The organism is Streptomyces incanus (genome assembly GCF_042656345.1).
Taxonomy (GTDB): Bacteria; Actinomycetota; Actinomycetes; order Streptomycetales; family Streptomycetaceae; genus Streptomyces; species Streptomyces incanus.
In genome coordinates this window covers 23,366-47,708 of sequence record NZ_JBHSPC010000165.1, presented here as the reverse complement: position 1 = coordinate 47,708, position 24,343 = coordinate 23,366, and the positions used below count along the sequence as shown (strand labels likewise).

General features: G+C 70.9%; 21 protein-coding genes and 1 pseudogene. 17 read left to right on the top strand and 5 right to left on the bottom strand.

Annotation, left to right across the window (positions count from 1 at the left end):
- Complete coding sequence (locus ACFP2V_RS37290) at positions 1-345, top strand: zinc ribbon domain-containing protein (protein WP_381220722.1); 345 nt, start codon at positions 1-3, stop codon at positions 343-345.
- A gap of 13 nt (positions 346-358) precedes the next feature.
- Here ACFP2V_RS37290 and ACFP2V_RS37285 read toward each other — a convergent pair whose 3' ends face one another.
- Together ACFP2V_RS37285 and ACFP2V_RS37280 are read right to left on the bottom strand one after the other, a co-directional pair.
- On the bottom strand, positions 359-2,662 hold the full coding sequence (locus ACFP2V_RS37285) for an N-acetylmuramoyl-L-alanine amidase (RefSeq protein ID WP_381220719.1): 2,304 nt from the start codon (positions 2,660-2,662) through the stop codon (positions 359-361).
- A gap of 247 nt (positions 2,663-2,909) precedes the next feature.
- Positions 2,910-3,377, bottom strand: a complete 468-nt coding sequence (locus tag ACFP2V_RS37280) for a hypothetical protein (RefSeq protein WP_381220716.1) — start codon at positions 3,375-3,377, stop codon at positions 2,910-2,912.
- A 577-nt stretch (positions 3,378-3,954) separates the two neighbouring features.
- On the opposite strand from ACFP2V_RS37280, the gene ACFP2V_RS37275 reads away from it, so the two are divergent.
- The 10 genes from ACFP2V_RS37275 (at position 3,955) to ACFP2V_RS37230 (ending at position 17,512) form a co-directional block, all read left to right on the top strand.
- Positions 3,955-5,037, top strand: a complete 1,083-nt coding sequence (locus ACFP2V_RS37275; protein WP_381220713.1) for a lysylphosphatidylglycerol synthase transmembrane domain-containing protein — start codon at positions 3,955-3,957, stop codon at positions 5,035-5,037.
- Positions 5,038-5,133: 96 nt separating this feature from the next.
- Entirely contained in the window at positions 5,134-6,069 is a 936-nt protein-coding gene (locus ACFP2V_RS37270; protein ID WP_381220710.1) for an ATP-binding cassette domain-containing protein, read from the top strand.
- On the top strand, positions 6,066-6,893 hold the full coding sequence (locus ACFP2V_RS37265; RefSeq protein ID WP_381220707.1) for an ABC transporter permease: 828 nt from the start codon (positions 6,066-6,068) through the stop codon (positions 6,891-6,893). The genes ACFP2V_RS37270 and ACFP2V_RS37265 overlap by 4 nt, the downstream gene beginning before the upstream one ends.
- Before the next feature lie 1,350 nt (positions 6,894-8,243).
- Positions 8,244-9,026 carry a CoA transferase subunit A gene (locus ACFP2V_RS37260; RefSeq protein WP_381220704.1) on the top strand — a complete coding sequence of 261 codons (783 nt, stop codon included), beginning with the start codon at positions 8,244-8,246 and terminating at the stop codon, positions 9,024-9,026.
- A gap of 1 nt (position 9,027) precedes the next feature.
- The gene (locus tag ACFP2V_RS37255) at positions 9,028-9,687 is read left to right on the top strand and encodes a CoA transferase subunit B (protein ID WP_381220701.1); all 660 of its coding nucleotides are present in this window, start codon (positions 9,028-9,030) and stop codon (positions 9,685-9,687) included.
- A gap of 180 nt (positions 9,688-9,867) precedes the next feature.
- On the top strand, positions 9,868-11,400 hold the full coding sequence (locus tag ACFP2V_RS37250; RefSeq protein WP_381220698.1) for an extracellular catalytic domain type 1 short-chain-length polyhydroxyalkanoate depolymerase: 1,533 nt from the start codon (positions 9,868-9,870) through the stop codon (positions 11,398-11,400).
- A gap of 177 nt (positions 11,401-11,577) precedes the next feature.
- The gene (locus ACFP2V_RS37245) at positions 11,578-13,005 is read left to right on the top strand and encodes a 3-hydroxybutyrate oligomer hydrolase family protein (RefSeq protein WP_381220696.1); all 1,428 of its coding nucleotides are present in this window, start codon (positions 11,578-11,580) and stop codon (positions 13,003-13,005) included.
- Between the two features lie 152 nt (positions 13,006-13,157).
- Positions 13,158-13,955: a 3-hydroxybutyrate dehydrogenase gene (locus ACFP2V_RS37240; RefSeq protein WP_381220694.1), complete on the top strand. Its 798-nt coding sequence runs from the start codon at positions 13,158-13,160 to the stop codon at positions 13,953-13,955.
- A gap of 104 nt (positions 13,956-14,059) precedes the next feature.
- Positions 14,060-15,451 carry an MFS transporter gene (locus ACFP2V_RS37235; RefSeq protein WP_381220691.1) on the top strand — a complete coding sequence of 464 codons (1,392 nt, stop codon included), beginning with the start codon at positions 14,060-14,062 and terminating at the stop codon, positions 15,449-15,451.
- 141 nt (positions 15,452-15,592) lie between these two features.
- Positions 15,593-17,512 (top strand): GAF domain-containing protein, encoded by a 1,920-nt coding sequence (locus ACFP2V_RS37230; protein ID WP_381220689.1) that lies wholly within the window; start codon positions 15,593-15,595, stop codon positions 17,510-17,512.
- Between the two features lie 140 nt (positions 17,513-17,652).
- Here ACFP2V_RS37230 and ACFP2V_RS37225 read toward each other — a convergent pair whose 3' ends face one another.
- On the bottom strand, positions 17,653-18,168 hold the full coding sequence (locus ACFP2V_RS37225) for a cation:proton antiporter (RefSeq protein ID WP_381220687.1): 516 nt from the start codon (positions 18,166-18,168) through the stop codon (positions 17,653-17,655).
- Between the two features lie 103 nt (positions 18,169-18,271).
- Here ACFP2V_RS37225 and ACFP2V_RS37220 point away from each other — a divergent pair, with 103 nt between their 5' ends.
- Entirely contained in the window at positions 18,272-18,646 is a 375-nt protein-coding gene (locus ACFP2V_RS37220) for a hypothetical protein (RefSeq protein ID WP_381220684.1), read from the top strand.
- Here the strand turns inward: ACFP2V_RS37220 and ACFP2V_RS37215 are convergent.
- Entirely contained in the window at positions 18,613-19,110 is a 498-nt protein-coding gene (locus tag ACFP2V_RS37215) for an ABC transporter ATP-binding protein (RefSeq protein WP_381220681.1), read from the bottom strand. The genes ACFP2V_RS37220 and ACFP2V_RS37215 overlap by 34 nt on opposite strands.
- Before the next feature lie 137 nt (positions 19,111-19,247).
- Between ACFP2V_RS37215 and ACFP2V_RS37210 the strand changes: the two genes are divergently transcribed.
- The 3 genes and pseudogenes from ACFP2V_RS37210 (at position 19,248) to ACFP2V_RS37200 (ending at position 21,274) form a co-directional block, all read left to right on the top strand.
- A complete protein-coding gene (locus ACFP2V_RS37210; RefSeq protein ID WP_381220678.1) occupies positions 19,248-19,754 on the top strand; it encodes a hypothetical protein in 507 nt (168 codons plus the stop codon).
- The gene (locus ACFP2V_RS37205) at positions 19,754-20,101 is read left to right on the top strand and encodes a winged helix-turn-helix domain-containing protein (RefSeq protein ID WP_381220675.1); all 348 of its coding nucleotides are present in this window, start codon (positions 19,754-19,756) and stop codon (positions 20,099-20,101) included. The genes ACFP2V_RS37210 and ACFP2V_RS37205 overlap by 1 nt, the downstream gene beginning before the upstream one ends.
- Before the next feature lie 164 nt (positions 20,102-20,265).
- A pseudogene (locus tag ACFP2V_RS37200) lies at positions 20,266-21,274 on the top strand (ABC transporter ATP-binding protein).
- Here the strand turns inward: ACFP2V_RS37200 and ACFP2V_RS37195 are convergent.
- Positions 21,210-21,572, bottom strand: coding sequence for a hypothetical protein (locus ACFP2V_RS37195; protein ID WP_109381677.1), 363 nt, complete (start codon positions 21,570-21,572; stop codon positions 21,210-21,212). The pseudogene ACFP2V_RS37200 and the gene ACFP2V_RS37195 overlap by 65 nt on opposite strands.
- Positions 21,573-21,734: 162 nt before the next feature.
- On the opposite strand from ACFP2V_RS37195, the gene ACFP2V_RS37190 reads away from it, so the two are divergent.
- Both ACFP2V_RS37190 and ACFP2V_RS37185 read left to right on the top strand, forming a co-directional pair.
- Positions 21,735-23,717: a sensor histidine kinase gene (locus tag ACFP2V_RS37190; protein WP_381220671.1), complete on the top strand. Its 1,983-nt coding sequence runs from the start codon at positions 21,735-21,737 to the stop codon at positions 23,715-23,717.
- Positions 23,705-24,343: response regulator (locus ACFP2V_RS37185; RefSeq protein ID WP_381220668.1), on the top strand; the 639-nt coding region annotated here is incomplete at its 3' end. The genes ACFP2V_RS37190 and ACFP2V_RS37185, both read left to right, overlap by 13 nt.

The window sequence follows — 24,343 nt, the reverse complement described above, 5'->3', positions numbered from 1 at the left end:
ATGCTGGAGTACAAGGCGGTCAAGCACGGACGCATCTTCGCCAGGGTGGACCGCTTCTTTCCCTCCTCCCAGGTCTGCTCGGCCTGCGGATTTCGGGACGGTCCCAAGCCGCTGCACGTGAGGGAGTGGACGTGCAAGGAGTGTGGCACGGTGCACGACCGTGACCACAACGCGGCCCGCAACGTCCTGTTCGAAGGACGCCGAATCGTCGCCGCCGGACGGGCGGAGACGCTAAACGCCTCGTGGAGCGCCGGTAGGACCAGGTCGAAAGTCCCGGCACAGCGCGGTGAAGCAGGAAGCCCCCCGAAGGGTCAGACGACCCAGGCCGGAATCCCTGGCCTTTAGGCCAGGGAGCACGTCAATTGAGGTATACGAGGCCGTCGGTGGTGACGGCCGGGCGGCCGCTGGTGCCGACGACGACGATCTTGACGGTGTGTTTGGCGCTCGTGCTCCAGGTCTTGGTCCAGAGCGCGTCCCGGTACTTGGTGGTGGCCGACTTCAGGTCCACGGTGGTGAGCTTCGTGCCGTCGACGTAGATGTGCGCCTGACCGGAGGTGGTGGCGCGGGAGGCGACCCAGGCGACGGAACGGCCGGTGAAGGTCCAGGTCAGAGAGGCGTTCTTGGCGGAGCTGGTGTACGACTTGCCGCCGAGGTAACTGGAGGAGGACTTGGTGCTCCAGGTGCCGGACTTGGTGGCGGAGCTCTCCTGGAGGATGACCGGGGTGCCGGTGACCGAGGCGGTGGCGGTGTTGCCGGCCTGGTCGTAGGCCTTCAGCGACCAGGTGGTGGCCGTGGCGGACTTGGCGGTGTGGCTCGCGCTGGTGATGGTGGGACCGTAGGTCTTCGCGGTCGGGGCGGTGAGCCGGACCTCCTTCAGCGCGGCACCGTCGGTGGCCTTCCACTTAAGGGTGAGGGGGGCGGCGGTGGTGTTGACGGTGCCGGTGCGCAGGGCCAGGTTCGGCTTGGTGGTGAAGGCGGGGGCGGTGGTCTCGGCGACGACGGTCGCGGCGGCCGTCGTGGTCGCCCTGCCGGACTGGTGGACGGCGCGGACGGCCACCTTGTGGGTGCCGGCGGTCAGGGTGGCCTTGGCGGAGGTGGCGGTGCCGGCGGTGGTGGCGACGACCTTGCCGTCCACCAGCAGTTCGTACTTCGCGACGAGGGCGGCCGGGGTGGTGGCCGACCAGTTCACGGTCACCGAGCTCTTGGTGTAGGTCGTCGAGCCGGCCGCCCCGGCGCCGGTGACCGACTTCAGGGCGAGGCCGGAGACCGGGCCGCCCGCCCAGGCCCGGACGGTGGCGAGCTTGTTGTAGAAGGCGTCGCCGGGGCACTGGGTGTTGTAGCCGTCGCGGTGACCGTGGATCGCGGGCAGGGACAGTGGGGCGCCCTTGGCCCAGGTCTTCCCGAAGTAGCTGCGTCCGCTGTCACCCGCGGTGAGGGTGGCGGTGCCGGTGGGGTCGACACCGTACTGGCCGAGCTTCCAGGCGGCGATGCGGGCGACGGAGGTCATGGCCGCCGTGGAGGGCGCGGTGGACGTGTAGGTGCCCAGGACGGAGACGCCGGTGGTCTCGGCGTTGAAACCGTAGGCGTGGGCGCCCATCACCGGCCGGTCCACGCCGCCCTTGCGGCCCTCGTAGACCGTGCCGCACTTGTCGACCAGGAAGTTGTAGCCCAGGTCTTTCCAGCCGAGCTGCTTGACGTGGTAGGCGTAGATGCCGCGGACCACGGCCGGGCCCTGGGCGCAGGTGTAGTCGTTGGACTCGGCGGTGTGGTGCACCACGACCGCCTTGACCCGACCGCCGGGCAGATAGCCGGGCTCCTCCGGGCTGATCGACTCGTCCGCGCCCCAGGCGGCACGGGTGGTGATCGGCGGGCTCGGCGCGGTGGACGGCGGCGCGGGCGGAACGCTCACCGAGGGGCTGGGCGAGGCGGTGGGCGAGGAGGAGACGGACGGCTCGGACTGCGAGGGCTCCGGCTCCGACGGGGCAGCGGAGGACGGGTCGGAGGCGGACGGTTCGGGAACCACCGGCTCGGGGCTGTCGGAGACAGGGGGTTCGGAGACGGTCGTATCCGGCTGCGGATCGGCACCCGGGTCCGTGCCCGGTTCCGGCTCGGAGACCGAGGGATCGGGCGTCTCGTCCTCGTCGAGCGAGTACGCCGCCGGATCCAGCGCCGTGACCTCGCCGCTGCCGGGGTCGACCAGGTCCAGTCGCAGACCCTTCGGCAGCCGGGTGGTGCCCTCGCCGTCGACGCGTACCTCGACGCCGTCGGACGGGCCCACCCAGGCCGGTTCGGTTCCGCCGCGCAGGGCGCCGCTCTCCCCCTGACCGCTGTCGCCATCCAGCTGCAGCCACGACGACCAGGCCTGCGTACCGGCCTGCCGGGTGCGGACCTCGACCGTGCCGGCGACGCGGGCGGACGGGGCGGACCAGGTCACGCCGAGCATGCTGAACGGTCCGGTGTCCCGCTTGCCCAGAGACGCGGCGGTACCGTCCCCGGACATCCGCAGCGCGGTCGTCTCCGCCTTGCCGGTGACGGGCCCCGGTGCGCCGTCGGAGGGGGCGCTGTCGGTCTGCTGACCCGTCATGCTCTGCAGGACAAGGGCCCCGGACAGCCCGGCCGCGACAATGGCGGTCGTCTTCCAGAAGTGACGTGGAGTGCGCATGACAGTCGGAGGTTCCTTGTTCGTCGGGGAGAAACAGGGCGGCGGCCGGCCATCGGAAGGGGCAGCCGCACGGGAGACTCCCACGATCCGGTGAAGGTTGTACGACCGGGTTGACGCACCAGGCGCAGGAGGATCGAAAACCGGCCACGTGCCGCACGGCGACCGGACCGCTCCGAAGCCCACGAGGCGGCCGCCCGCGAGACCGGCAACCGCCCTCCAGGTTGAAGTCGGAACCCGCTCGCATTGATCATGGATACGGCCTTCGTGCGACTCCCGGCCCCGGCCACAGGAGGATGAACCGGTCCCGGGCCGGGTGGCAGACCCGCAGCGGGGCAAGGACCTCCTCGTCACTGGCGCGGCCGACCGGCCCGTGCGGTTCGGCGGCCCGGTGCCGGGCCTTGGCGCGGTAGCGAAGGTGGCTTCTCTCGCCGCGGACCTGGACCGGCAAGTCCCGGCCGTCGGCGATCTCGTAGAGCTGGGACAGCACGAACGTCGGCACCGCACCGAGCGTCGTGCCGTGGGTGAGGAACTCGCGGACGCCGGCCGGCACGGTGTTGATCCGGCGCGGCCCGCGAACGGGTTCACCGTCCGGCCCGGCCGCCACCGGACTGCCGTCACCGGTCGAGTGCCGCAGCCAGAACACGAAGCTTCCCGACCGGTCCGCCGCCGTCGTCCCCTCCCGGCCGGCGCAGCGGCACCACGTCAGATGGAGCACGACCGCCCCGGCACATGTACGCGTAGTCGACTCCGCCCGATCACGGCCGAAGCGCACATGCCGCAAGAACTCGTCCGCTTCCGGTACGGGCGTCAACCGATCGTCGTCCCACACGGTCCAGTACCGCTGCCCCGGCGGCATGTGTACCGGGAAGGGCCGCAGCCCTCTGGAGATCATCTGATGAGCCACGAGTCTTCGACGACAACTACGACGTGCACGACACGGTGACGCGAACCGTCGGACACAACGCCCCGGCTGGGAGCGACACGACAGTGCACGACGCCCCCGCACACCGGAGAGAACGCCGAAGAGCACCGCCGTCGCGCGCGAGCGGATGCGGAAGCCGGTGGCCTGCCGGTGCTGTCCGCCGGCCGCACCACCGCCCGGCTTCCACACGCGCTGCGCCGCTTTTGAAGATCGTCGTCACCACCGTCCCGTATCACGTGCAGGGCCGGCGGATCCGCCGGGAGCCGGTCTTCGGGGCAGGCCGAGCGGTGGCGGGCCCGGGCGTCGCGCTGACCGGCCGCAGCCCGCAGCTTGCCGTGTCGGCGGCGAGCCTCCCCGTAACGTGGCCTGTATGGCGGAGGACACGGGCGGACCGGACGGCGCCGGGGATCCGGTGTCCCGTCCGCCGGTGGCACGGGTCCTGCGTCCCGGGTGGTGGCTGGTGTCGGCCGTCATCGTGTCGGCAGCCGCGGTCGTCGCTGTGAGCCGGCGCCACGACCTGGCCTCGGCCCTGCGTCTGATGGGGGCGATCCCGCCGGGGCGGCTGGGATTGGCCGCTCTTCTCGAGGCGCTGTCCCTGCTCTGTATGGCGGCGATGCAATGGTGGCTGCTGAGGGCGGGTGGCGCCCGTCTGGGGTTCGGCCGTGTGGCTGCGATGGTCATGGCGGCCAACGCGGTGGCCGGGGCACTCCCCGCCGGCGCGGCGTTCGCCGCCTCCTGGCTGTTCCGGCAGTTGCGGCGCCGGCGTGTGTCGCTGGTGCTCGCGGGGGCCGTCCTCGCGGTATCCGGTGTGATGTCCGGTCTCGCTCTGTTCTCACTGCTGGTGGCCGGTGTTCTGGCCGGTGGGGGAGTGGGGTCTGCTGCCGGCCTGCGCGCTGCGGTGCTCTGGCTGACGACGGCCCTCGTTCTCGTCACCGCCGGGACGGTCGCCCTGGCGCATTTCCCACCCGTGCGGCGCCGGGTCCGGCGCGCGTGGCGGCGAATCGGGGTCCGCTCCTCCCGCATGTGGAGCGTCGAGGAAGGGCTGTCCCACCTCGTCCGGCACGTGAGAGCGAAGCAGCCCGGCGTACGCCCATGGCTGACGCCGTTCGCCCTGGCCTTGTCCAACTGGGTTCTCGACGTGGCCTGCCTCGGCGCCTGCGCATGGGGGCTGGGTATCGCGCTGCCCTGGCCGGGGACGCTGGTCGCCTACGTTCTCACCCAGATGGCGGGAGCCCTGCGGCTCACGCCCGGCGGCCTCGGAATCGTGGAAACCGGCCTTGCCGCGCTCCTGGTGTTCTACGGGCTGCGCGTCGATCAGGCCATCGCCCTGACACTTCTGTATCGGATCGCGAGTTACTGGGCCCCGCAGCCGATCGGCTGGGCGAGCTGGCTCGGCCTCACGGTCGCCTCCCACCGGCGGGCCCGCACCGAACGCAGAGAGCCAAGGACATGACGTGTGCTGTCGCCGTAGCCCTTCCCGGTCGACGCCTTCCGACCGCGGGGTGAGAATGGACCGGGCAGGTTCTCCGCTGCGCCGAGAGGTGGGCCGGTGGGCCAGACAGCGATCAGTGTTACCGGTCTCAGCAAGCGGTTCGGGACGGTGACGGCACTGGACTCGGTGGACTTCGAAGTCCGGCCCGGTACCGTCCTCGGTCTGCTGGGGCCCAACGGCGCGGGCAAAACCACGGCGATTCGGATTCTGACGACGATCGTGCGCCCGAGCGCGGGCCACGCCGAAGTCCTCGGGCACGACGTGGTCCGCGAAGCGGCGACCGTCCGGGTCCTGATCGGGCTGGCCGGGCAGTACGCGGCGGTGGACAGCAACCTCACCGGCCGGGAGAACCTGCGCATGATCGGACGGCTCACCCACGTGCGGCGCTCCAGGATCCGGGCCCGCGCGGCCGAACTGCTGGAACAGTTCGACCTCACCACCGCAGGCGAGCGTCCCGTGCGGACTTACTCCGGCGGCATGCGGAGACGCCTGGACGTCGCCGCCGCACTCGTTCCTGACGCACCGGTCCTCTTTCTCGACGAGCCCACCACGGGCCTCGACCCGCACAGCCGCAACGCGCTCTGGGACATGATCCGCCAACTCGTCGATGGCGGTACAACCGTGCTGCTGACCACTCAGTACCTGGAAGAGGCCGACCGACTCGCGCATCGGGTGGTCGTCATCGACCGGGGACGGGTGATCGCCGCCGACACCCCGGCCCGCCTCAAAGCGCACCTGGGCAGCGCCGTCATCGAGTTCGACATGGGAGAAGCCGAGCGGGCCCTGTGGGCGGCCGAACTGCTGCGGGGACGCTTCGCGGAGTCGCCCCGCACCGACGCGTCCCGGGTTCGCCTGGCCTCACGCGACGGATCACGCCAGTTGCTGGACGTGCTCCGACTGCTGGACGCGCACGGCCTGGTGCCCAGTACCGTCGCGGTACGGGAAGCCAGCCTGGACGACGTGTTCCTGCAGTTGACCGGGGACCGGTCATGACCCGTGCCGCCACCGGATCAGCCCGGCTCCCCGGACTGCTCGCCCAGCCTGGAGTGCGACTTGTACGGACCGCCGGGGACGGTCTGACCATCGCATGGCGAAATCTGATCGCCTTGCGACGAATACCGCGACTGCTGGTGTTTTCGACCATCCAGCCACTGGTCTTCGTGCTGATGTTCCGGTACGTCTTCGGGGGCGTCGTCGCGCCGGCCCTCCATGGAGTCAGCTACGTCGACTTCCTGATCCCCGGCATTTTCGTGCAAACAGCGGTCTTCGGGGCCATGAACACGGCGATCGGCCTGGCCACCGACATGCAGACCGGCCTGATGGAGCGATTCCGGTCGCTGCCGATGGCCAGATCCGCGGTGCTGGTGGGGCGGACCATAGCGGATCTCGGGCGCAACGTCTTCGTGGTGGCGCTGATGACGGGGGTGGGGTTCGCCATCGGCTTCCGCATCCACGCTGGTGTGTGGGCGCTGCTCGGCGGGATTCTGCTGGTGCTGACCTTCGGATTCGCGATGTCCTGGATCTTTGCGGTGGTCGGCATGGCGGTCGGCGACCCGGAGACCGCTCAGGCTGCGGCATTTCCCGTTCTGGCCCCCCTGGTCTTCGCGTCCGCGGCGTTCGTCCCCGTCAACACCATGCCCGGATGGCTGCAGGCGTTCGCACAGCACCAGCCGGTGTCGAGGACCGCCGAAGCGGTCCGTGCCCTGGTCCTCGGGGGACCGGCCGCACAGGACGTATGGCAGGCGCTCGCCTGGAACGCGGGCATTGTGCTGGTGTTCGCACCCCTGGGCGTATGGCTCTATCGCAAGGCGGTGTGAGACCCTGCCGGACCTCGGAACCGCAGGATCGACGATCACCGCGACCGTACCTGCGCCGGGCACGGCGAGGACGCCCCCGCCGTCGTCGATCACCTGAGGAAGCCGCCCGAGTCGGCTCTGTCCGGCGTCGTCCACGCCGGAGTCATCGGTTTCGTCCCCTTCCCCCTCGCACACGGCGCCGGTGTTCCGGCCGTGCCGTCTCCGGCGGCATTCCGCCGAGGGGACGCGGACGCGGAAGGGCCATCGACCCCCAGCAGTAGGCGGGCCGGTTCCAGGCGGCTTCCGTGGACGACCTGGCCGCCCGTCGTCGCGGACGTGCAGTCGCCCGAGCCATGCGGTCGTGTCCCGCGTCGTGGCGGAGGGGGTCAAGCGTGACGCGTTCCGGTACGAGGCCCCTGACGGTCTCCGAAGAGGCGGCGGTCCACGAGGCGCCCCGCTGAGACGGGTTGAACGCCCGGTCCGGCGGAGCCACCGTCCCCGACCCGCGGATTCCGGCACCTCGACCGGCCGCACCACCCGGCGGGACGCCATCAGCCATGTACCGAGCGAACGCGGCACCAGTGTTCCGACTCGGTGCGTGACGGGAGGGAAAAAGCCGCCAGGGCCGTCCCAGCCATGTGGGAGCTCGTGCTACGAGAGAGGGCCAGACGGGTGAGCGAGACACCACCGAGCACCCTGCAATACCGCCTTGACGAGCCGGAAGGCGCACCCGTGCTGATCCTGGGCCCCTCACTGGGTACCACATGGCACAGGTCGTAACGGCTGTCCAGGGGTGTCCAGTCGATCCACGGTAGGCGCATAACGCCAGGTCGAAGTCTCACCTCAAGGCCCGGGGGAGTCCGCACAGTCGGTGAGACCTGTGTGAGAGCGTGTGGGACGACGAAGTCCCGCCGGAGCACTCCGGGTCCGGTGGTCGTTGCAACACCCCGGCTCAAGGGGAGGGACGGACTTCGAGATCCGCAAGGAGCGGAAGTCACAGAGGCCCGGGAAGCTCCGGGCCGAGCGGCAGGAATACTTCCGGCTCGTGCGGACGGGACCGACCGGCCCGAGTGGCGAACGGCCGGATCGTTGCTGCTGTGGCCGGATCGCACAGCCGAAAGCCGCAGGTGTGGTCGCAGGCGCTACAGCGGCCGGCCGCGAGGCCGGTGAGCCCGGGCATGTGTCTTTCCGCTGGGCCTGGTCGCGAGCCACACTCTGCTCCGCCGGAAGGTGTCGAAGGCAGCCATACCGGTCGGCTGTCGTGCGTCCTTAGGGTCGTTGCGTCGTTGAAAGGGCCGCGGCGCACAGGTCGGACGATGTGCGCGCCTGGGCCGTTCGGGGCGTACGCGCCCCTTGGCGTAGAGGGGCAGTATGGGGCTGGACAAGACGGTCGACAGCGTGGACGAGGCGGTGGCGGACATCCCCGAGGGGGCGTCACTGGCCGTCGGCGGGTTCGGGTTGTGCGGCATACCGAGTGCGTTGATCGCCGCGCTGCTGGAGCAGGGTGCGGGCGGTTTCAAGGTCGTCTCCAACAACTGCGGAGTGGACGACTGGGGGCTGGGGCTCCTGCTGCGGGCCGGCCGGATCGCGCGCATGACCAGTTCGTACGTGGGTGAGAACAAGGAGTTCGCCCGCCAGTACCTGAGCGGCGAGCTGGAGGTGGAACTGGTGCCGCAGGGGACGCTGGCGGAACGGCTGCGCGCCGGCGGGGCGGGCATCCCGGCGTTCTACACGCCGGCCGGGGCCGGGACGCAGATCGGAGAGGGCGGGCTGCCCTGGCGGTACGCCCCGGACGGGCAGGTCGCGGTGGCGTCGCCGCCGAAGGAGACGCGGACGTTCGACGGCCGTGAGTACCTGCTGGAGGAGGGCATCCGGACCGATTACGCCCTGGTGCGGGCCACCGTCGGGGACCGTCACGGCAACCTGGTGTTCCGCTCCTCGGCCCGCAACTTCAACCCGCTGGCCGCGCTGGCCGGTCGCGTCACCGTCGCCGAGGTCGAGCACCTGGTGGAGCCGGGTGAACTGGATCCGGACGAGGTGCACTTGCCGGGGGTGTTCGTGCAGCGGGTGGTTCGGGTCTTTCCCGACGATCCGGCCGCCGAGCGGCGGATCGAACGACGGTGTGTGCGTACCGAGCAGGAAGGCGGTGCCTGACATGGCGCTCACTCGCGAGCAGATGGCGGCCAGGGCCGCCCGCGAACTGGTGGACGGCACGTACGTCAACCTCGGCATCGGCCTGCCCACTCTCATCCCGAATCACCTGCCGCCGGGCGTCGAGGTGGTGCTGCAGTCCGAGAACGGCATCCTCGGCGTCGGCCCGTACCCGCTCGAGGAAGAGATCGACTCGGACCTGATCAACGCGGGCAAGGAGACGGTGACGGTGCTGCCCGGGGCGTCCTTCTTCGACTCCGCGCTGTCCTTCGGCATGATCCGCGGCGGCCACATCGACACCGCCGTGCTGGGGGCCATGCAGGTGGCGTCCTCCGGGGATCTGGCGAACTGGATGATCCCGGGAAAGATGGTCAAGGGCATGGGCGGTGCCATGGACCTGGTCCACGGGGCCCGCCGGGTCATCGTGCTGATGGAGCACACCGCCAAGGACGGCAGCCCCAAGCTCGTCGCGAAGTGCGATCTGCCGCTGACCGGCACGGGTGTCGTGCAGCGCGTCATCACTGATCTCGCCGTCATCGACATCACCCCCGACGGGTTCTCGCTGGCCGAACTCGCCCCCGGAGTCAGTGTCGACGACGTGCGCACCGCGACAGGCGCCGACCTGCTCGTGCCCGCACGTCTGGAAGCGCCTGCCGGTGTCTGAGTAACAGATACGTGCTGGTGGCACAATCCCCGCGCGTTCCTGTCGTGGCAAGCGGGCTGTGGGGATCCCTGCCATACCGTGGCTCGTCAGCCACGCCCTACGGTGCCGGACACCGGGCCACTTCGGCTGAATCAAGCCAGGAGTGCGCCCGGTGTCCCCCATGACACCGAGGGAGCCGCCATGCAGTCGCCGTTCTGGGGAACCACCGCCCCGCTGTCCCGTATCCCGTCCGTACCGCCACCGGTTGCGTTGCCGCGCCCGTCGGGGCGTGGGTGGCGCGGATCGCTGTCCCGTCTCGTGGCAGTCGTGGTCTTCGTCCTCGCCGCTGCCCTGGTCGGTCCGGCGCCTACGGCTCATGCCGCGGTCGGCCTGACCAAGGTCACCGACTTCGGCGCCAACCCGGGCCAGTTGAACATGTACGTCTACCGGCCCGCGTCCCTGCCCGACCGGCCGGCGGTGGTGTTCGCGCTGCACGGCTGCAGCCAGGACGCCCAGACGTACGCCGACAACTCCGGCCTGCCCGAACTCGCCGACCGGCACAAGTTCCTGGTGGTGTTCGCCGAGACCACGTTCGCGAACAACATGAGCAAGTGCTTCAACTGGTTCCAGCCCACCGACAACCGCAGAGGCCAGGGCGAAGCCGCGTCGATCCGGCAGATGGCCGCGCACACGGTCTCCGCCTACGGCGCGGACGCCCGGCGGACCTACGTCACCGGCCTGTCCGCCGGCGGCGCCATGACGTCGACGATGCTCGCCACGTACCCGGACGTCTTCCAGGCCGGCGCGGTCGTCGCGGGTCTGCCCTACGGCTGTGCCAACGACCCCATAGCCGCCGGCAGTTGCATGAGCCCCGGAACCGACCTGACCCCGGCCCAATGGGCGCAGCGGGTTCGCGACGCCCATCCCTCGTGGTCCGGCCCCTGGCCCCGCGTGGCCGTCTGGCACGGTGACAAGGACACCAAGGTCGTCCCCCGCAACGCCGACGAACTGCGCGACCAGTGGACCGCACTGCACGGCCTGTCCCAGAAGCCGACCCGCACGTCCGTGATCGGCCCGAACTCCACCCGGCACGAGGAGTACGCCGCCGCGGACGGCTCGGTGGCCGTCGAGGTGAACCGCGTCCCGGACATCGGGCACGCCACGCCGGTCGATCCCGGCAGCGGGGCTCAGCAGTGTGGCAGCACCGGCACCGCCAACTTCCAGGACTCCATCTGCTCCAGCCACTGGATCAGCCAGTTCTTCGGCCTGTCGGAACCCTTCGAGGACGATAAGCTGCCCGCCCCGACCGGTCTGACCGTGAGCGATGCCACCGACACCACCATCCGCCTGAGCTGGGACCCCGTCGACGGCGCCGACGGCTACCTCGTCCACCGCGACGGTGTCCTGCTCACCACGGCGGACGCCACGTCCCACGCCGACACCGGCCTGACCGCGGGCTCCTCCCACACCTACGCGGTCGCCGCCCGTGACGCCGACGGCGAGCCGGGACGGCTCTCCGGCGCGATTACCGCGCGGACCACCGGCGGCGTGACCGCCTGCTGGACCGCCACCAACTACGCCCACGTTCAGGCAGGACGCGCCACAACCAGCGGCGGCTACACCTACGCCAAGGGTTCGGAACAGAACATGGGTCTGTACAACATATTCGTCACCCACACCCTGAAGGAGTCACCCGCCGGCCACTTCACCGTCGCGGACGGAACCTGCACCTGACGCGGGGCCGGTCATGACCGTGGACGCCTCCCCACAGCATCCACGGTCCCGTGCCCGTCATGGCGGCGGCCCACCTGAGAGAAGCCGTCGTCATGGCGGGCACACACATGTTCCCGCGCCGGATCTGCCGCCTAGCCTCCAGCCCGTCCATCCACCGCCGTCCCCTGGAGGTCCTCCATGGCTTTGTCCATCGGCGTCAGTTCGAGCTGGAGAGGGCGCACCGCACTCGGTGCTCTCGCCCTGGCCACTGCCGTAGCCCTGCTTCCCTCATCGGCCTCGGCCCGGCCGGCCCCCGACCGCGCCGCCGGCCACTGCGCCAACCAGTCCCACCTCCGCGTCCCGGGTGCCGCTCATCAGCAGGCCGACTGTCTGAACGAGCTGACCACGGCGGGAACCGTGGCATCCGGCCACACCGACCCGGCCGACTGGGCCGGCCTCACCCCGAAGGACCTCACCGCTCCCGAGGGTGTGCCGGGTATTCAGATCGACGGCTACTTCCCCGACTCCTCGACCACCAACACCAACCACGGCTGGAACCACGACTCGCAGTTCGTCATCCGGCTGCCCGACCGCTGGAACGGCGGGCTGATCGTGGCCGGTACCCCCGGCAACCGTGAGCAGTACGCCAACGACCGGGCCATCGCCGACTGGGTGCTCGCCCGCGGCTACGCCTACGCGGCCATCGACAAGGGCAACACCGGTCTCGACTTCTACCGCGACGGCTCCCGGCCCGGTGACGCCGTCGTCGAATGGAACACCCGGCTCACCCAGCTGACCCGCGCCGCCCGCGCGGTGGTCGCCCAGCGGTACCACCGGCCGCCCGTGCGCACCCTGGCCACGGGGATGTCCAACGGAGGCTACCTCGTGCGGTGGCAGTTGGAGAACCACCCCGAGCTGTACGACGGCGGCGTCGACTGGGAAGGTGCCCTCTGGCACGCGAAGGGCCCCAACCTGCTCACCTTCCTGCCGCCCACCCTGCGTCACTACCCCGCCTACGCGGCGGGCGGTCCCGCCGCCGAACCGGCACGCGAGGAACTGCACCGCGCGGGCTTCCCGGCCGGCTCGGAGTTCCTGTGGCCCTTCCACCACCAGGTCTACTGGGACCTGACCCAGCGCATCTACCGCGAGGAGTTCGACCCCTCCTTCGACGGTGCGACGGAAGCCGGCACACCGTACTGCGCCCCCAGGACCCCCGGCTGCGACGCCGACTACGACTACGCCACCCGTCCGGCCGAGGTCCACAAGGCCGTGCAACGCGTCGCGCTGACCGGCCGCATCGGCAAGCCGCTGATCACCGTCCACGGCACGCTGGACGTCCTGCTGCCCAGCAGTGAGAACTCCGACGCCTACTCCCGCATGATCCGTGAATCGGGCCGCGGCCACCTGCACCGCTACTACCGCATCGAGGACGGCACGCACACCGATTCCCTCGTCGACAGCTTCCCCGACCGGCTCCGGCCCCTGCTGCCCTGCCACCGCTCGGCCTTCACCGCCCTGGAGAGCTGGCTCACCACCGGGCACCGTCCGCCCGCGAGCCACACCGTCGTCCGGCCCGAAGGCGCCACCCCGGCGAGCCTGCTCACCAGCTGCCGTCTCGACGGGTGACCACCCGGCGGCCGCGGCCCCGCGCCACGGCCGCCGCACGCCCTGCCCGACCGAACGCCTCGGTCTGTGGTGGCACCCGCTACAGACCGAGGTCTCATTGTGTCTGTCGAATACATAGGTGTGACGTGACGGTGTCCCTACTGTTTCCGGCCATGACAAGCGAATTCCGTCCACCCACCGTCCGCTCGGCGTCCACGGGTGCCGGCGTGGACCTGACGTCCCGGGCCGCCCTGGTCACCGGCGGTGGCAGCGGTATCGGCAAGGCGTGCGCCGCGACGCTGGCAGCAGCGGGCGCCAGGGTGTACGTGGTCGACCGGGACGCCGAGGCAGCCAAGGCGGTCGCCGCCGAGATCGGCGGCGAGGCGCACATCGCCGACCTGGCCGACCCGGCCGCGATCGACGCGCTGCCGGCCGAGGTCGACATCCTGATCAACAACGCCGGCCTGCAGCACGTGGCGCCCGTGACGGAGTTCCCGCCGGAGCGGTTCGCCCTCATCCAGCAGGTCATGGTGACCGCTCCGTTCCTGCTGCTGCGCCGCAGCCTGCCCCACATGTACGCGCAGGGCTGGGGACGGGTGATCAACATCTCCAGCGTCCACGGACTGCGGGCCAGCGCCTACAAGTCGGCCTACGTCGCCGCCAAACACGCGCTGGAGGGCCTGAGCAAGGTGGTCGCGATCGAGGGCGCCCCCCACGGCGTGACCAGTAACTGCGTCAACCCCGGCTACGTCCGCACCCCCCTGGTGGAGAACCAGATCCGCGACCAGGCCGTCGCGCACGGGATCAGCCCCGAAGACGTCCTGACCGATGTGCTGCTCACCCGCTCACCCATCAAGCGCCTGCTGGAAGCGGAGGAGGTCGCCGCGGCCGCGCTGTGGCTGTGCGCCGACCACAGCAGCTACATCACCGGCACCTCACTGCCCCTCGACGGCGGCTGGGGAGCCTGCTGACCCGCCGCCCCGGGCGCCGCCCATGCGCCGCCCATGCGCCACCCTGTCCCCACGACTGCCCCCCACGCCTGTCCCCGCACCCGCACCCGAGAATCGGTGAACCCATGACCGAGACCACAACCGCCAAGCCGGGCGCGCCCCGCTCCGGCGGCATCGCCCGTATCGTCGGTGCGAGCCTGATCGGCACCACCGTCGAGTGGTACGACTTCTTCCTCTACGGCTCCGCCGCCGCGCTGGTGTTCAACACCCTCTTCTTCCCCAGCAGCGACCCGCTGGTGGGCACGCTGCTCGCCTTCATGACCTACGCGATCGGGTTCCTGGCCCGGCCGATCGGCGGCATGGTCTTCGGACACTACGGCGACAAGATCGGCCGTAAGAAGCTGCTCGTGCTCAGCCTGCTCCTGATGGGCGGCGCCACCTTCGCCATGGGCCTGCTGCCCACCTACGGCACCATCGGCGTCGGCGCCCCGATCCTGCTCACCGTCCTGCGCCTGATCCAGGGCTTCGCCCTGGGCGGCGAATGGGGCGGCGCCGTGCTGATCGTCTCCGAGCACGGGGGCGACAAGCACCGCGGCTTCTGGGCCTCCTGGCCGCAGTGCGGCGTCCCCGCCGGCAACCTGCTGGCCACCGCCGTCCTCGCGCTGCTGGCCTCCGTGCAGTCCGAAGCGGCGTTCCTGTCCTGGGGCTGGCGCATCCCCTTCCTGCTCTCCGGCGTCCTGGTCGTGGTCGGACTGTGGATCCGCCTCTCGGTAACCGAATCGCCGGTCTTCCTCGCCGCCCAGGCCAAGGCCGAAGCGGACGCCGCCAAGGGAGCCAAGGACGAGGCGCCCGTCATCGAGGTCTTCCGCCGCAGCTGGCGTGAGGTGCTCGGGGCCATCGGCGTCCGGTTCGGCGAGAACATCTCCTACTACATCGTGACCTCCTTCCTGCTGGTCTATGTCACCACCCACCTGGAACTGCCGAAGAGCACCGCGCTGAACGCCGTCCTGATCGCATCCGCCGTCCACTTCGTCACCATCCCGCTGTGGGGAGCACTCTCCGACCGCATCGGCCGCAGGCCCGTGACGCTGATCGGCGCCATCGGCATGGCAGTCTGGTCGTTCTTCTTCTTCTCCCTGGTCGACACGGAGTCCTTCACCGTGATCACCCTGTCGGTCACCGCGGGCCTGCTGCTCCACGGCGCGATGTACGGTCCCCAGGCCGCCTTCATCTCCGAGATGTTCGACACCAAGGTCCGCTACTCCGGGGCCTCCGTGGGCTCACAGCTCGCGTCCATCGTCGCCGGCGCCCTTGCCCCCCTCATCGCCGTCGAACTCCTCAGGCGTTACGGATCGTCGACTCCCATCGCCGTGTACCTCTGTGCCGCCGCGGTGATCACCGCCATCACCGTCGTCGTCATCAAGGAGACCCGTGGCCGTGACCTGACCGTCTCGACCACGGATGTGCCGCCGAAGCAGCAGCAGGAGGCACCGGTCGCCAGTACCCACCAGGTCTGAGAAGTCACTGTGCCGCGGTCCGCTCGGTCAAGGAGGGCACGGGCGGACCGCGGCACGTCCACTTCGGGCGCAGCGCCCTTTGGACCAGCCACCCCAGCCCATCCACGCACCAGCCGCGGCGCCGGAGGGAAGACTGCCGTCATGACCACCAAGAACGACGCCTCCACCGCGGCGACGGCAGCACTCCGGCAGTTGCTCGCCCTGCTCGCCGCGGACGCTCCGGCCGAGCAACTGGCCCAGCCGGCGGCACAGGCACGCGCCGCCGGCGCCGACCCGCACGACCAGGACGTCATCGACGAGGCCACCCGGACCGCGCTGGACATCCACCGGACCCTGGCCCAGCGTCGGCGACGGGAGGCCGAACTCGCCGCCCTGTTCGACACCGCGGGCGACTTGGCCGCGCTGCGCGACCTGGACTCCGTACTGCGCGCCATCGTGCACCGGGCGCGCACCCTGCTGGGCACCGACATCGCCTACCTCACCCTGAACGACCCCGCCGCGGGCGACACGTTCATGCGGGTGACCGCCGGCTCGGTCTCCGCCAAGTTCCAGCAACTGCGCCTCGGCATGGGAGAAGGACTCGGCGGTCTGGTCGCGCAGACCGCCCGCCCCTACGCAAGCCCCGACTACCGCACCGACCACCGCTTCAAGCACACCGGAACCATTGACGAAGGAGTCAACGAGGAGGGCCTGCGCGGCATCCTCGGCGTACCACTGCGCGTCGGCCGACGTGTGATCGGCGTCCTGTTCGCCGCGGACCGCACTCCGCGCGACTTCGCTCCCGAGGCCATCGCCCTGCTCTCCTCCCTGGCCGACCACGCCGCCGTGGCCATCGACAGCGCACGCCTGCTGGAAGAGACCCGCTCCGCTCTTGTCGAACTGAACGCCGCCAACGGAACGGCTCGCGCCCACAGCGACGCCCTGCACCGCGCGGCCGACGCCCACGACCGGCTCACCGACCTGGTCCTCAGAGGCGGCGAAGTCGACGACGTCGCCCGCGAGATCGCGGCCCTCCTCGGCGGAGGCCTGGCCGTCCACGACGCGGACGGCACCGAACTCGCCCGCCTGAAAACCGGTCCCGTCATCCTGTCCGAGCAGGGAATCGAAGCGTCCCGCAGAGGCGGGCGGGCCGTCCCCGTCGACGGCAGCTGGGTGTGCGCCGTCCTGGCGGGCCCGGAACTCCTCGGCAGTCTCGTCCTCACCGGCCGGGCCGATCTCACGGACGCCGACCGGCATCTGTTCGAACGAGCCGGTCTGGTCACCGCCCTGCTGCTCCTCCTGCGCCGGTCGGTGGCCGAAGCGGAGGACCGCGTCCGTGGCGAACTCCTCGACGACCTGCTCACCGCCCAGCCACCGGGCGGCCATCGCAACACGGGCAGCCTGACGCTGCGCGCCAGAAAGCTGGACATCAATCTCGCCCGGCCCCACGCGGTCCTCGTCCTCACCTGTGACCCGGCCCTGCGCTCACGCCTGCTGACCGAGGCCGCGCGCCGTGCACGCGCGCTCGGCGGCCTGGCCGGCACCCGCAGCGGGCACACCATCCTGCTCGCACCCACTTCGCATCCAGGCGCACTCGCCCAGGAACTCGCCCACGAACTGACCCGCGGCCTCGGCACCCCCATCACGGTCGGAGCCGCAGGCCCCGCCACGGGACCGGAACACCTTCCCCACACCCACGACGAGGCACATCGCTGCATCCAGGCGCTCGAAGCACTCGGCCGCACCGGCGACGGCGCTGCCCTGACCGACCTCGGCTTCCTCGGTGTCCTCCTCGGCGACCGGACGGACATCACCGGGTATGTGGACCGCGTCCTCGGCCCCGTTCTCACCTACGACACCCAGCGCGGCACGGAACTCGCCCGCACCCTCACCGCCTACTTCAGCCACGGTGCCAGCCTCGCCCGGGCCAAGGACGCCCTCCACGTCCACGTCAACACCGTGGTCCAGCGTCTCGACCGCGTCTCACAACTCCTCGGCCCCGACTGGAACACCCCCGGCAAAGCCCTCGAAATCCAAGTCGCCCTACGGCTGCACCTCCTCGCCCAACAGGGTCTGTCGTGATTTAGGTTTTTAGGCCTTTTGGTCCAGAGGGTTTTGGTTGGCCTGACTGGCCTGCACCCGGCCGGCCGGCTCCAGGCGTCGGTGTTCAGCTCGCGCAGGCCCGCAGTGCCCCCGCAGGCAGTCGGCCCCGCGCCGTAAGATCAGGGCACGGCGTCCCGGCGGCCTGTGTCGGGTGCGCGCTCAGCTGGGCCTCTGCCTCGTCTGGCCGTCTCATGAACAGGTTCGCGAGGGCGAGCATCTCCTGTGCCTCTTCGGGATTGTCGGTGAAGTGCGGGCCCTGCGGTCCAGGGTTCCGCAGGGCTTCCAAGTTCACGGCGCGTGTCCCCGCGGTCGCCGGACACCGGCGGCCCGGCCGGGGCGCGGCGGTCCAGCAGGGTGAGGAGCGGGCCGGTCATGGCCGTGGTGACCAGGGCCATGACGACCATGATCGAGTACAGCTCCTGGTCGAGCAGGCCCAGTTGGAGTCCGACCGAGAGCACCACCAGCTCCGTCAGGCCCCGAGTGTTCATCAGGACGGCGAGCATCGCCGCCGAACGTGCCGGTAGTCGGCCGATCCGCGCGGCGGCGTAGGTGCCGCCGGTCTTGCCGACCACCGCCACCACCATGATCAGCACCAGCTCGACCAGCCCGTGGACGTCCAGACCGCTGAGATCCACCGAGAGGCCGCGGGGCCGGAGCGCCGGTGGCCGCGGAGCCCGCGGGCGGCGGGTCCCCGACCGGTTCGACCAGGTCCCGGAACAGCTCGACGAGGCTGGGTACGTGTCGCCGCATCTGCCTTACGGTGCCGTGCCGCACGGCCTCCACCAGCAGGTCGTTCTCGGTGCGGCCCACGGCGAGGTCGACCAGGACGCCCTGCTGGTGCGCCCGGAATCCGGCAGCCGCGGTGCAGCCCGCGGGCCAGTCCTCGCCGGCGCCCTCGACCTCGACGTACACCTGGCCGCTCGCCTCCGCGGGCCGCAGCTCATCGAGGGAACCACAGGCCACGCGGCGTCCGGCGCGCACGATCGAGACCCGGTCGCAGAGCTGCTCGACCAGATCCAATTGGTGGCTGGAGAAGAGCACGGGCACACCCTGTGCCGCCTTGTCGCGAAGGACGTCGCTCATGTCGTCGACGGCGAGCGGGTCGAGCCCTGAGAACGGCTCGTCCAGGATGAGCACTTCGGGATCATGGACCAGGGCGGCGGCTGACTGGACGCGCTGCTGGTTGCCAGGCTGAGGGTGTTCACCCGCTTGTCGCGGTGCTGGGTGATCCGCAGCCTCTCCGTCCAGCGGACCATGGCCTCACAGGCATCGGCATGGGACAGCCCGTGGAGTTCGCCGAAGTAGATCAGCTGCCGGGCCACGGTCATCCTGGGGTACAGCCCGCGCTCTTCCGGCATGTAGCCGAACCGTGCCGACTCCAGTCTCCCGACCGGTGCCTCACCCCAGAGCACCTGTCCGCGGTCCGGTGCAAGCACCCCGACGCCGATGCGCATGGCAGTGGTCCTGCCTGTCCCGTTGCCGCCGACGAAGCCGGATATCTCCCCCGGTCTTACGGTCAACATGAGTGAGTCCAGCGCCTGTTGGGATCCAAAGCGCTTCGACACTTCCTCGAGCACCAAAGGTTTCACGGGCCCTCCCCTTCCGTCTTCCTGTGCTGTTGATCTGCGCGCGGAGTCTATTTTCCTTTCGGGAAAGTACCTGCTACTTTCTTGACAGGAAAGCAGAAGTGCTCCTCAGGAGGGTGTGAGGGTCGATGGCGTTCGACGGCAAGCACGACAGGAACCCCTTCGATCGGCAGGCCGTGACGCCGGCCGACGCTCAAGCCGCGCTCGAGGACATCCGCAGACGGCAGGAACAGTCGGGTGTGGCCGAACTGCGGTTCGACCTCTCCCGTTCTTCCCTCCTGACGGCGGCGCTGCTGCTGTTCATCTCCTTTGCGTCCTTTGACCTGCCCAATCCCTGGGGTGGTGCGGTGCTGGTCCCGGGGCTGCTGCTGGTGGCGCTGATGGTGGTCCGCCGCACGCACGGCGCGCCGGTCCGCAACAGGCTGGGCACCGGAGCCGCGCTGGTGGGGCTGGCCTGCGGGATCGCCGCGTTCGGGGTGTTCCGGGGGCTGGCGGCGGCGCTCTCCTCGGGCGGGGTGCCGACACCTCATCTCATCGCCGCCGCGGTAGTGGTCGGGGCCTGCCTGCTGGTGGCACCTCGTGCTCGCAGGGCTGCCGAGGCGCGGCTGCGACGTCGGGCGGAGCGGCGGTACTGATGGACGCCGACTTCGACGCCTTCCTGCACCCGGCCCCACGGCTGACGATCGTCGCCCTGCTGGCGCCCGCGGGATGGACCGAGTTCGGATTCATCCGGGATGCGATCGGCACGAGTGACTCCGCGCTGTCCAAGCAGTTGTCGGCACTCGCGGCCGAGGGGTATGTCGAGGTGCGAAAGCAGGTGGGTGTGGGCGTCCGGCGCACACTCGCACGGCTCACGCCGAAGGGGCGGGAGGCGTTCGCGCGGCACGCGGCGGCGCTGGAGCGGATCGCGGCGACGGCGCGTGCCGCGCGACCGGCGACTGACCACTCGTGGCGTCCTGGTGATTCCGGAGGTCACGAGTGACTCCGATCCCCGGGAGGCCCGCCCCGCGCGGTCTGCCGCGGCACCGGGACGGGCGCGACGTGACTGAACGGGAAGTCGGGTGCCGGCCCATCCCTTTCCACACCCATGTTCATGTACGGAAAGTTGATCATAGGGGACTCATTGTGGTGATCGAAGTGTGAGAGCTGACAAAATGGTATGGAAAGACCCGGGCGGTCGATGAGCTCAGCTTTCGCGTCGAGCCGGGACGGGTGACCGGATTCCTGGGGCTCAACGGCGCCGGAAAGTCGACGACGATCCGCGCGATGATCGGTCTCGACCGTCCCACCTCGGGCGAAGTCCTCATCGACGGCAAGCGTTACGAGGACCTGCCCCGCCCCTTGCTTGACCGCCGTGGGCGCGCTGCTCGACGCCCGCGCGGTGCACAGCGGTCGGAGCGTGCGGGGAGACCTGGCTGGTCTGGCCCGCAGCAACCGGCTGCCGCTGCGGCGGGTCGACGAGCTCCTGGAGACGGTCGGGCTCGCGAGTGTCGCGGACAAGCGGGCGAAGGGGCTGTCACTGGGCATGGCTCAGCGTCTCGGCATCGCTGCCGCTCTTCTCGGTGACCCTCAGGCACTGCTGCTCGACGAGCCGGTCAACGGCCTCGATCCGGAGGGCGTGAAGCGGATCCGCGACCTGATCAAGCGCATGGCGGACGAGGGCCGTGTGGTCCTGGTCTCCAGCCATCTGATGAGCGAGATGGCGCTGACCGCCGGGCACCTGGTCGTGATCGGACGCGGCCGGCTCCTCGCCGACACATCCGTGGAGGACTTCATCACGGGCAACTCCCGGTCCTACGTCCTCATCCGCACGCCCGAGCCCGAGCGCATGCGCGACTTCCTGGCCGCCCGCGGCGTCCACGTGGACGCCGGGCCCGACGGGTCACTCGAGGCGGTGGGCACCGCCCCGAGGGCGGTGGGCACCCTGGCCGCCGAGAACCGGATCGCCGTCTACGAGGTCAGTCCGAGGACCGCCGCCGTCACCTGCCAGAAGCCGCGCAGGTCGCGGACGGGGCGCCGGGTCGGCGCTCCCGGCGTTCCAGGCGTGTCCGGCGTGCCGAGGGCGGTGTCCGGCGTGGTGGAGGTCATGGTCACCCCTCCGTCACGGCGCGCGTCCGCAGTGCCGAGGCGACCAGCGCGACGCCGGCGAGGGTGACGAGGAGGGCGAACGCGACCGCGCCGACCAGCGCTCCGGGCACGTCGTCGACGAAGAACGCCGGGACGGCACTGAGCCCCGACAGCAGCCGGGTGACGATCACGGCCACCGCGCCGGCGCGGCTGCCCCGCCAGGCCAGAACGGCGCCGACCAGGGTGATCAGCCCGAGTACGGCACCCACGACGGCCACCGCGACCGGAGGGTGCTCACCGTCGCCGAACGGCAGCGAGATCACGTCGATGAGGCCGAGCAGGCCGGACAGAACCAGTCCGGTGACAAGAAGGCGGGTGCGGTTCACGTGGTCCTCCTGAGTGAGGGACGAAGTACCGGTGTCGGAAGCACTGGTGTCGTGTCCGCAGTCTGGGTTCGCGGGTCGGGTCCGCGGATCGGGGCGGGCCCGGGACCGTTCTCCGTGCTGCCACGTATTCACTCCCGGTGACCGCTGTCCTACTCTGAGCGCGTGGCAACTCGGGGTCTGTTCGCTGTCGCCGCCGCGGTCCTGACGAGCGTGCTGGCAGCCGCCGGAGTGATCCTGGCGGTACTCGGCGGTGACGGGGGCGCCACCACGGCGTTCGCGATCGGTGTGGCGTTCGGGCTGCCCTCCGTCGTGCTGGGCGTGGTGGTGGCGGTGCGCTGTCCGGACAGCGTGGTCGGGCTGCTGCTGGTGCTGGTCGGCGCTACGGCGGTGTGGCTCACGGTCGGCGAGCTGTGCGGGTTGCTCCTCGCGCGGCGGACGGACCTGCCGTTCGCGCAGTGGTACGCGGCCCTGTCGCAGGGCGACTGGATGTTCCTGTACGTCCCGGCCGCGCTGCTCATGCTGGTCTTCCCCGACGGGAGGCTGCCGGGCCGGCGCCGGCGGTGGGCGGCGGCCGGACTGCTGGTCGTGCCGCCGCTGTTCATGCTGATCGCGGCGCTGGACCCTGCACCGTTCCGGCCGCCGTTCGAGGCGACCCCGCACCCTGTGCGGGTGCCCGAGCCCTGCCTCCCGGTGCTGCGCGTGGTGGCGTTCGCCCTGCTGCCGGTCTTCCTCGGGCTGCTGATCGCGTCCGCGGCGGCGGTGGTCGTCCGCTACCGGCGGGCGGCCGACGAGGCGAGGCGGGCGCAGCTCAAGTGGTTCGCGCTCGGTGCCGCCTTCCTGCCGCTGACGCTGCTGCTGTGCTGGGCCGGCTACCTGTTCCTCGGCGGGCCGGAGTTGGCGGTCGTCGGCCTGGCGGCGGCGGCCCTGGCGATTCCGGCCGCGACCACGATCGCGATCCTGCGGCACGACCTCTACGACATCGACCGGGCGATCAGCACCGCCGTCACCTACGGCCTGGTGACCACGATCCTGCTGGGCTTCTACACGGCCGCCTCGTTCGTGGCCGGCCTCGGCGCCGGACGGTCCTCACCGGTCGCGGCCGCCGCGGCCACCGCCGTCTGCGCCGCCGCGCTGTCCCCGCTGCGCACCCGGCTCCAGCGGTGGGTCGACGGGCGGTTCTACCCCGCGCGGCAGGCCGCGCTGACGACCGTTCAGGGGCTGCGCGGCCGTATGCACGCCGGACAGGCCCGGCCGGAGCAGCTGGAGCAGGCGCTGCGCGAGGCGCTGCGCGATCCGCTGCTCCGGGTCGGCTACCGGCTTCCCAGCGCGTCCGGGCTGGTCGACGCGGCGGGCGCGGCGCTGGACCCGGGGCAGGCGCATGTGGCGCCGATCCGGCTCGGCGGGCACGACATCGGGGCGATCGTGCGGGGCACGACCGGCAGCCGGGAACTGCTGCGCGAAGTGGCGTCCGCCTGCGCGCTGCTGGTCGAGGTGGTCCGGCTGCGCATCGAGGTCAGCCGGGCGCTGGCCGAGGCCGAGGCCGGCCGCGGCAGGCTGCTGCACGCCGGGTACGAGGAACGGCGGCGGCTCGAACGCGACCTGCACGACGGGGCGCAGCAGCGCTTGGTCTCCCTGGGCATGGCGATCCGCCTGGCACAGCGCCACCTGGACGACGGCACGGTCGACGTCGACGACCTGCTCGACCGGTCGGTGGCCGAACTGGCCGTGGCCGTGGCCGAGTTGCGGCAGATCGCACATGGCCTGCGGCCGAGCAGCCTGGACGACGGGCTCGGCAACGCGCTGGCCATGCTGGCCGGCCAGGCACCGGTACCGGTGGCGCTGGAGGTCTGCGCCGACGAATTGCCCGACGACGTGGCGATGACCGCCTACTACGTGGCGAGCGAGGCGATGACCAACGCGGTCAAGCACGCCGGCCCGGTCCCGATCGGCGTCCGGGTCAGCCGGGTCGGTGACCGGGTCACGGTGCGGGTGGGTGACAAGGGGCCGGGCGGCGCGGCGATGCGCCCCGGCGCCGGGCTGGCCGGGCTCGCGGACCGGGTCGAGGCGGCCGGGGGCACGCTGCGGCTGTCCAGCCCGGCGGGTGGCGGCACCCTGGTGGAGGCGGTGCTGCCGTGCGCGTGGTGATCGGCGAGGACTCGGCGCTGTTCCGGGAAGGTCTGGCCCGCCTGCTGGCCGACGCGGGGTACGAGGTCGTGGCCAAGGCACACAACGCCCCGGAGCTGGTCTCCGCGGTCATGGCCACACGTCCCGATCTGGCGGTCATCGACATCCGGATGCCGCCCGATCTCACCGACGACGGCGTCCGGGCGGCCCGGCGGATCCGCGACGCCCATCCGGAGCTCGGGATCGTCCTGCTCTCCCAGCACGTCGAGACCCGGCACTCCGTCGACCTGGTGTCCCGGGGGCGGTTCGGCTACCTGCTCAAGGACCGGGTGTTCGACGTCGACGACTTCCTGGACGCGCTGCGCCGGGTGGCGGCCGGAGGTTCCGCCCTCGACCCGGAGGTGGTGTCGCGTCTGATCGGGGCGCACCGGGCCGCCGATCCGTTGGCCTCCCTGACCGCCCGCGAGCGCGAGGTGCTGGCGCTGATGGCGGAGGGCCGCACGAACGTCGGCATCGCCCGCCGGCTGTGGCTCACCCACCGCACGGTCGAGACCCACGTCAGCTCGATCCTCACCAAGCTCGGCCTGGCCAACTCCGCGGAGGACCACCGCCGCGTACTGGCCGTGCTCCTCTACCTCAACCGGGCC

What these genes read in the sequence shown, in the direction of transcription:
- ACFP2V_RS37290 (WP_381220722.1), top strand. Translation starts at nt 1, where the DNA reads ATGCTGGAGTACAAGGCGGTCAAGCACGGACGCATCTTCGCCAGGGTG.
- ACFP2V_RS37285 (WP_381220719.1), bottom strand. Translation starts at nt 2,662, where the DNA reads ATGCGCACTCCACGTCACTTCTGGAAGACGACCGCCATTGTCGCGGCC.
- ACFP2V_RS37275 (WP_381220713.1), top strand. Translation starts at nt 3,955, where the DNA reads ATGGCGGAGGACACGGGCGGACCGGACGGCGCCGGGGATCCGGTGTCC.
- ACFP2V_RS37265 (WP_381220707.1), top strand. Translation starts at nt 6,066, where the DNA reads ATGACCCGTGCCGCCACCGGATCAGCCCGGCTCCCCGGACTGCTCGCC.
- ACFP2V_RS37260 (WP_381220704.1), top strand. Translation starts at nt 8,244, where the DNA reads ATGGGGCTGGACAAGACGGTCGACAGCGTGGACGAGGCGGTGGCGGAC.
- ACFP2V_RS37255 (WP_381220701.1), top strand. Translation starts at nt 9,028, where the DNA reads ATGGCGCTCACTCGCGAGCAGATGGCGGCCAGGGCCGCCCGCGAACTG.
- ACFP2V_RS37250 (WP_381220698.1), top strand. Translation starts at nt 9,868, where the DNA reads ATGCAGTCGCCGTTCTGGGGAACCACCGCCCCGCTGTCCCGTATCCCG.
- ACFP2V_RS37245 (WP_381220696.1), top strand. Translation starts at nt 11,578, where the DNA reads ATGGCTTTGTCCATCGGCGTCAGTTCGAGCTGGAGAGGGCGCACCGCA.
- ACFP2V_RS37240 (WP_381220694.1), top strand. Translation starts at nt 13,158, where the DNA reads ATGACAAGCGAATTCCGTCCACCCACCGTCCGCTCGGCGTCCACGGGT.
- ACFP2V_RS37235 (WP_381220691.1), top strand. Translation starts at nt 14,060, where the DNA reads ATGACCGAGACCACAACCGCCAAGCCGGGCGCGCCCCGCTCCGGCGGC.
- ACFP2V_RS37230 (WP_381220689.1), top strand. Translation starts at nt 15,593, where the DNA reads ATGACCACCAAGAACGACGCCTCCACCGCGGCGACGGCAGCACTCCGG.
- ACFP2V_RS37210 (WP_381220678.1), top strand. Translation starts at nt 19,248, where the DNA reads ATGGCGTTCGACGGCAAGCACGACAGGAACCCCTTCGATCGGCAGGCC.
- ACFP2V_RS37205 (WP_381220675.1), top strand. Translation starts at nt 19,754, where the DNA reads ATGGACGCCGACTTCGACGCCTTCCTGCACCCGGCCCCACGGCTGACG.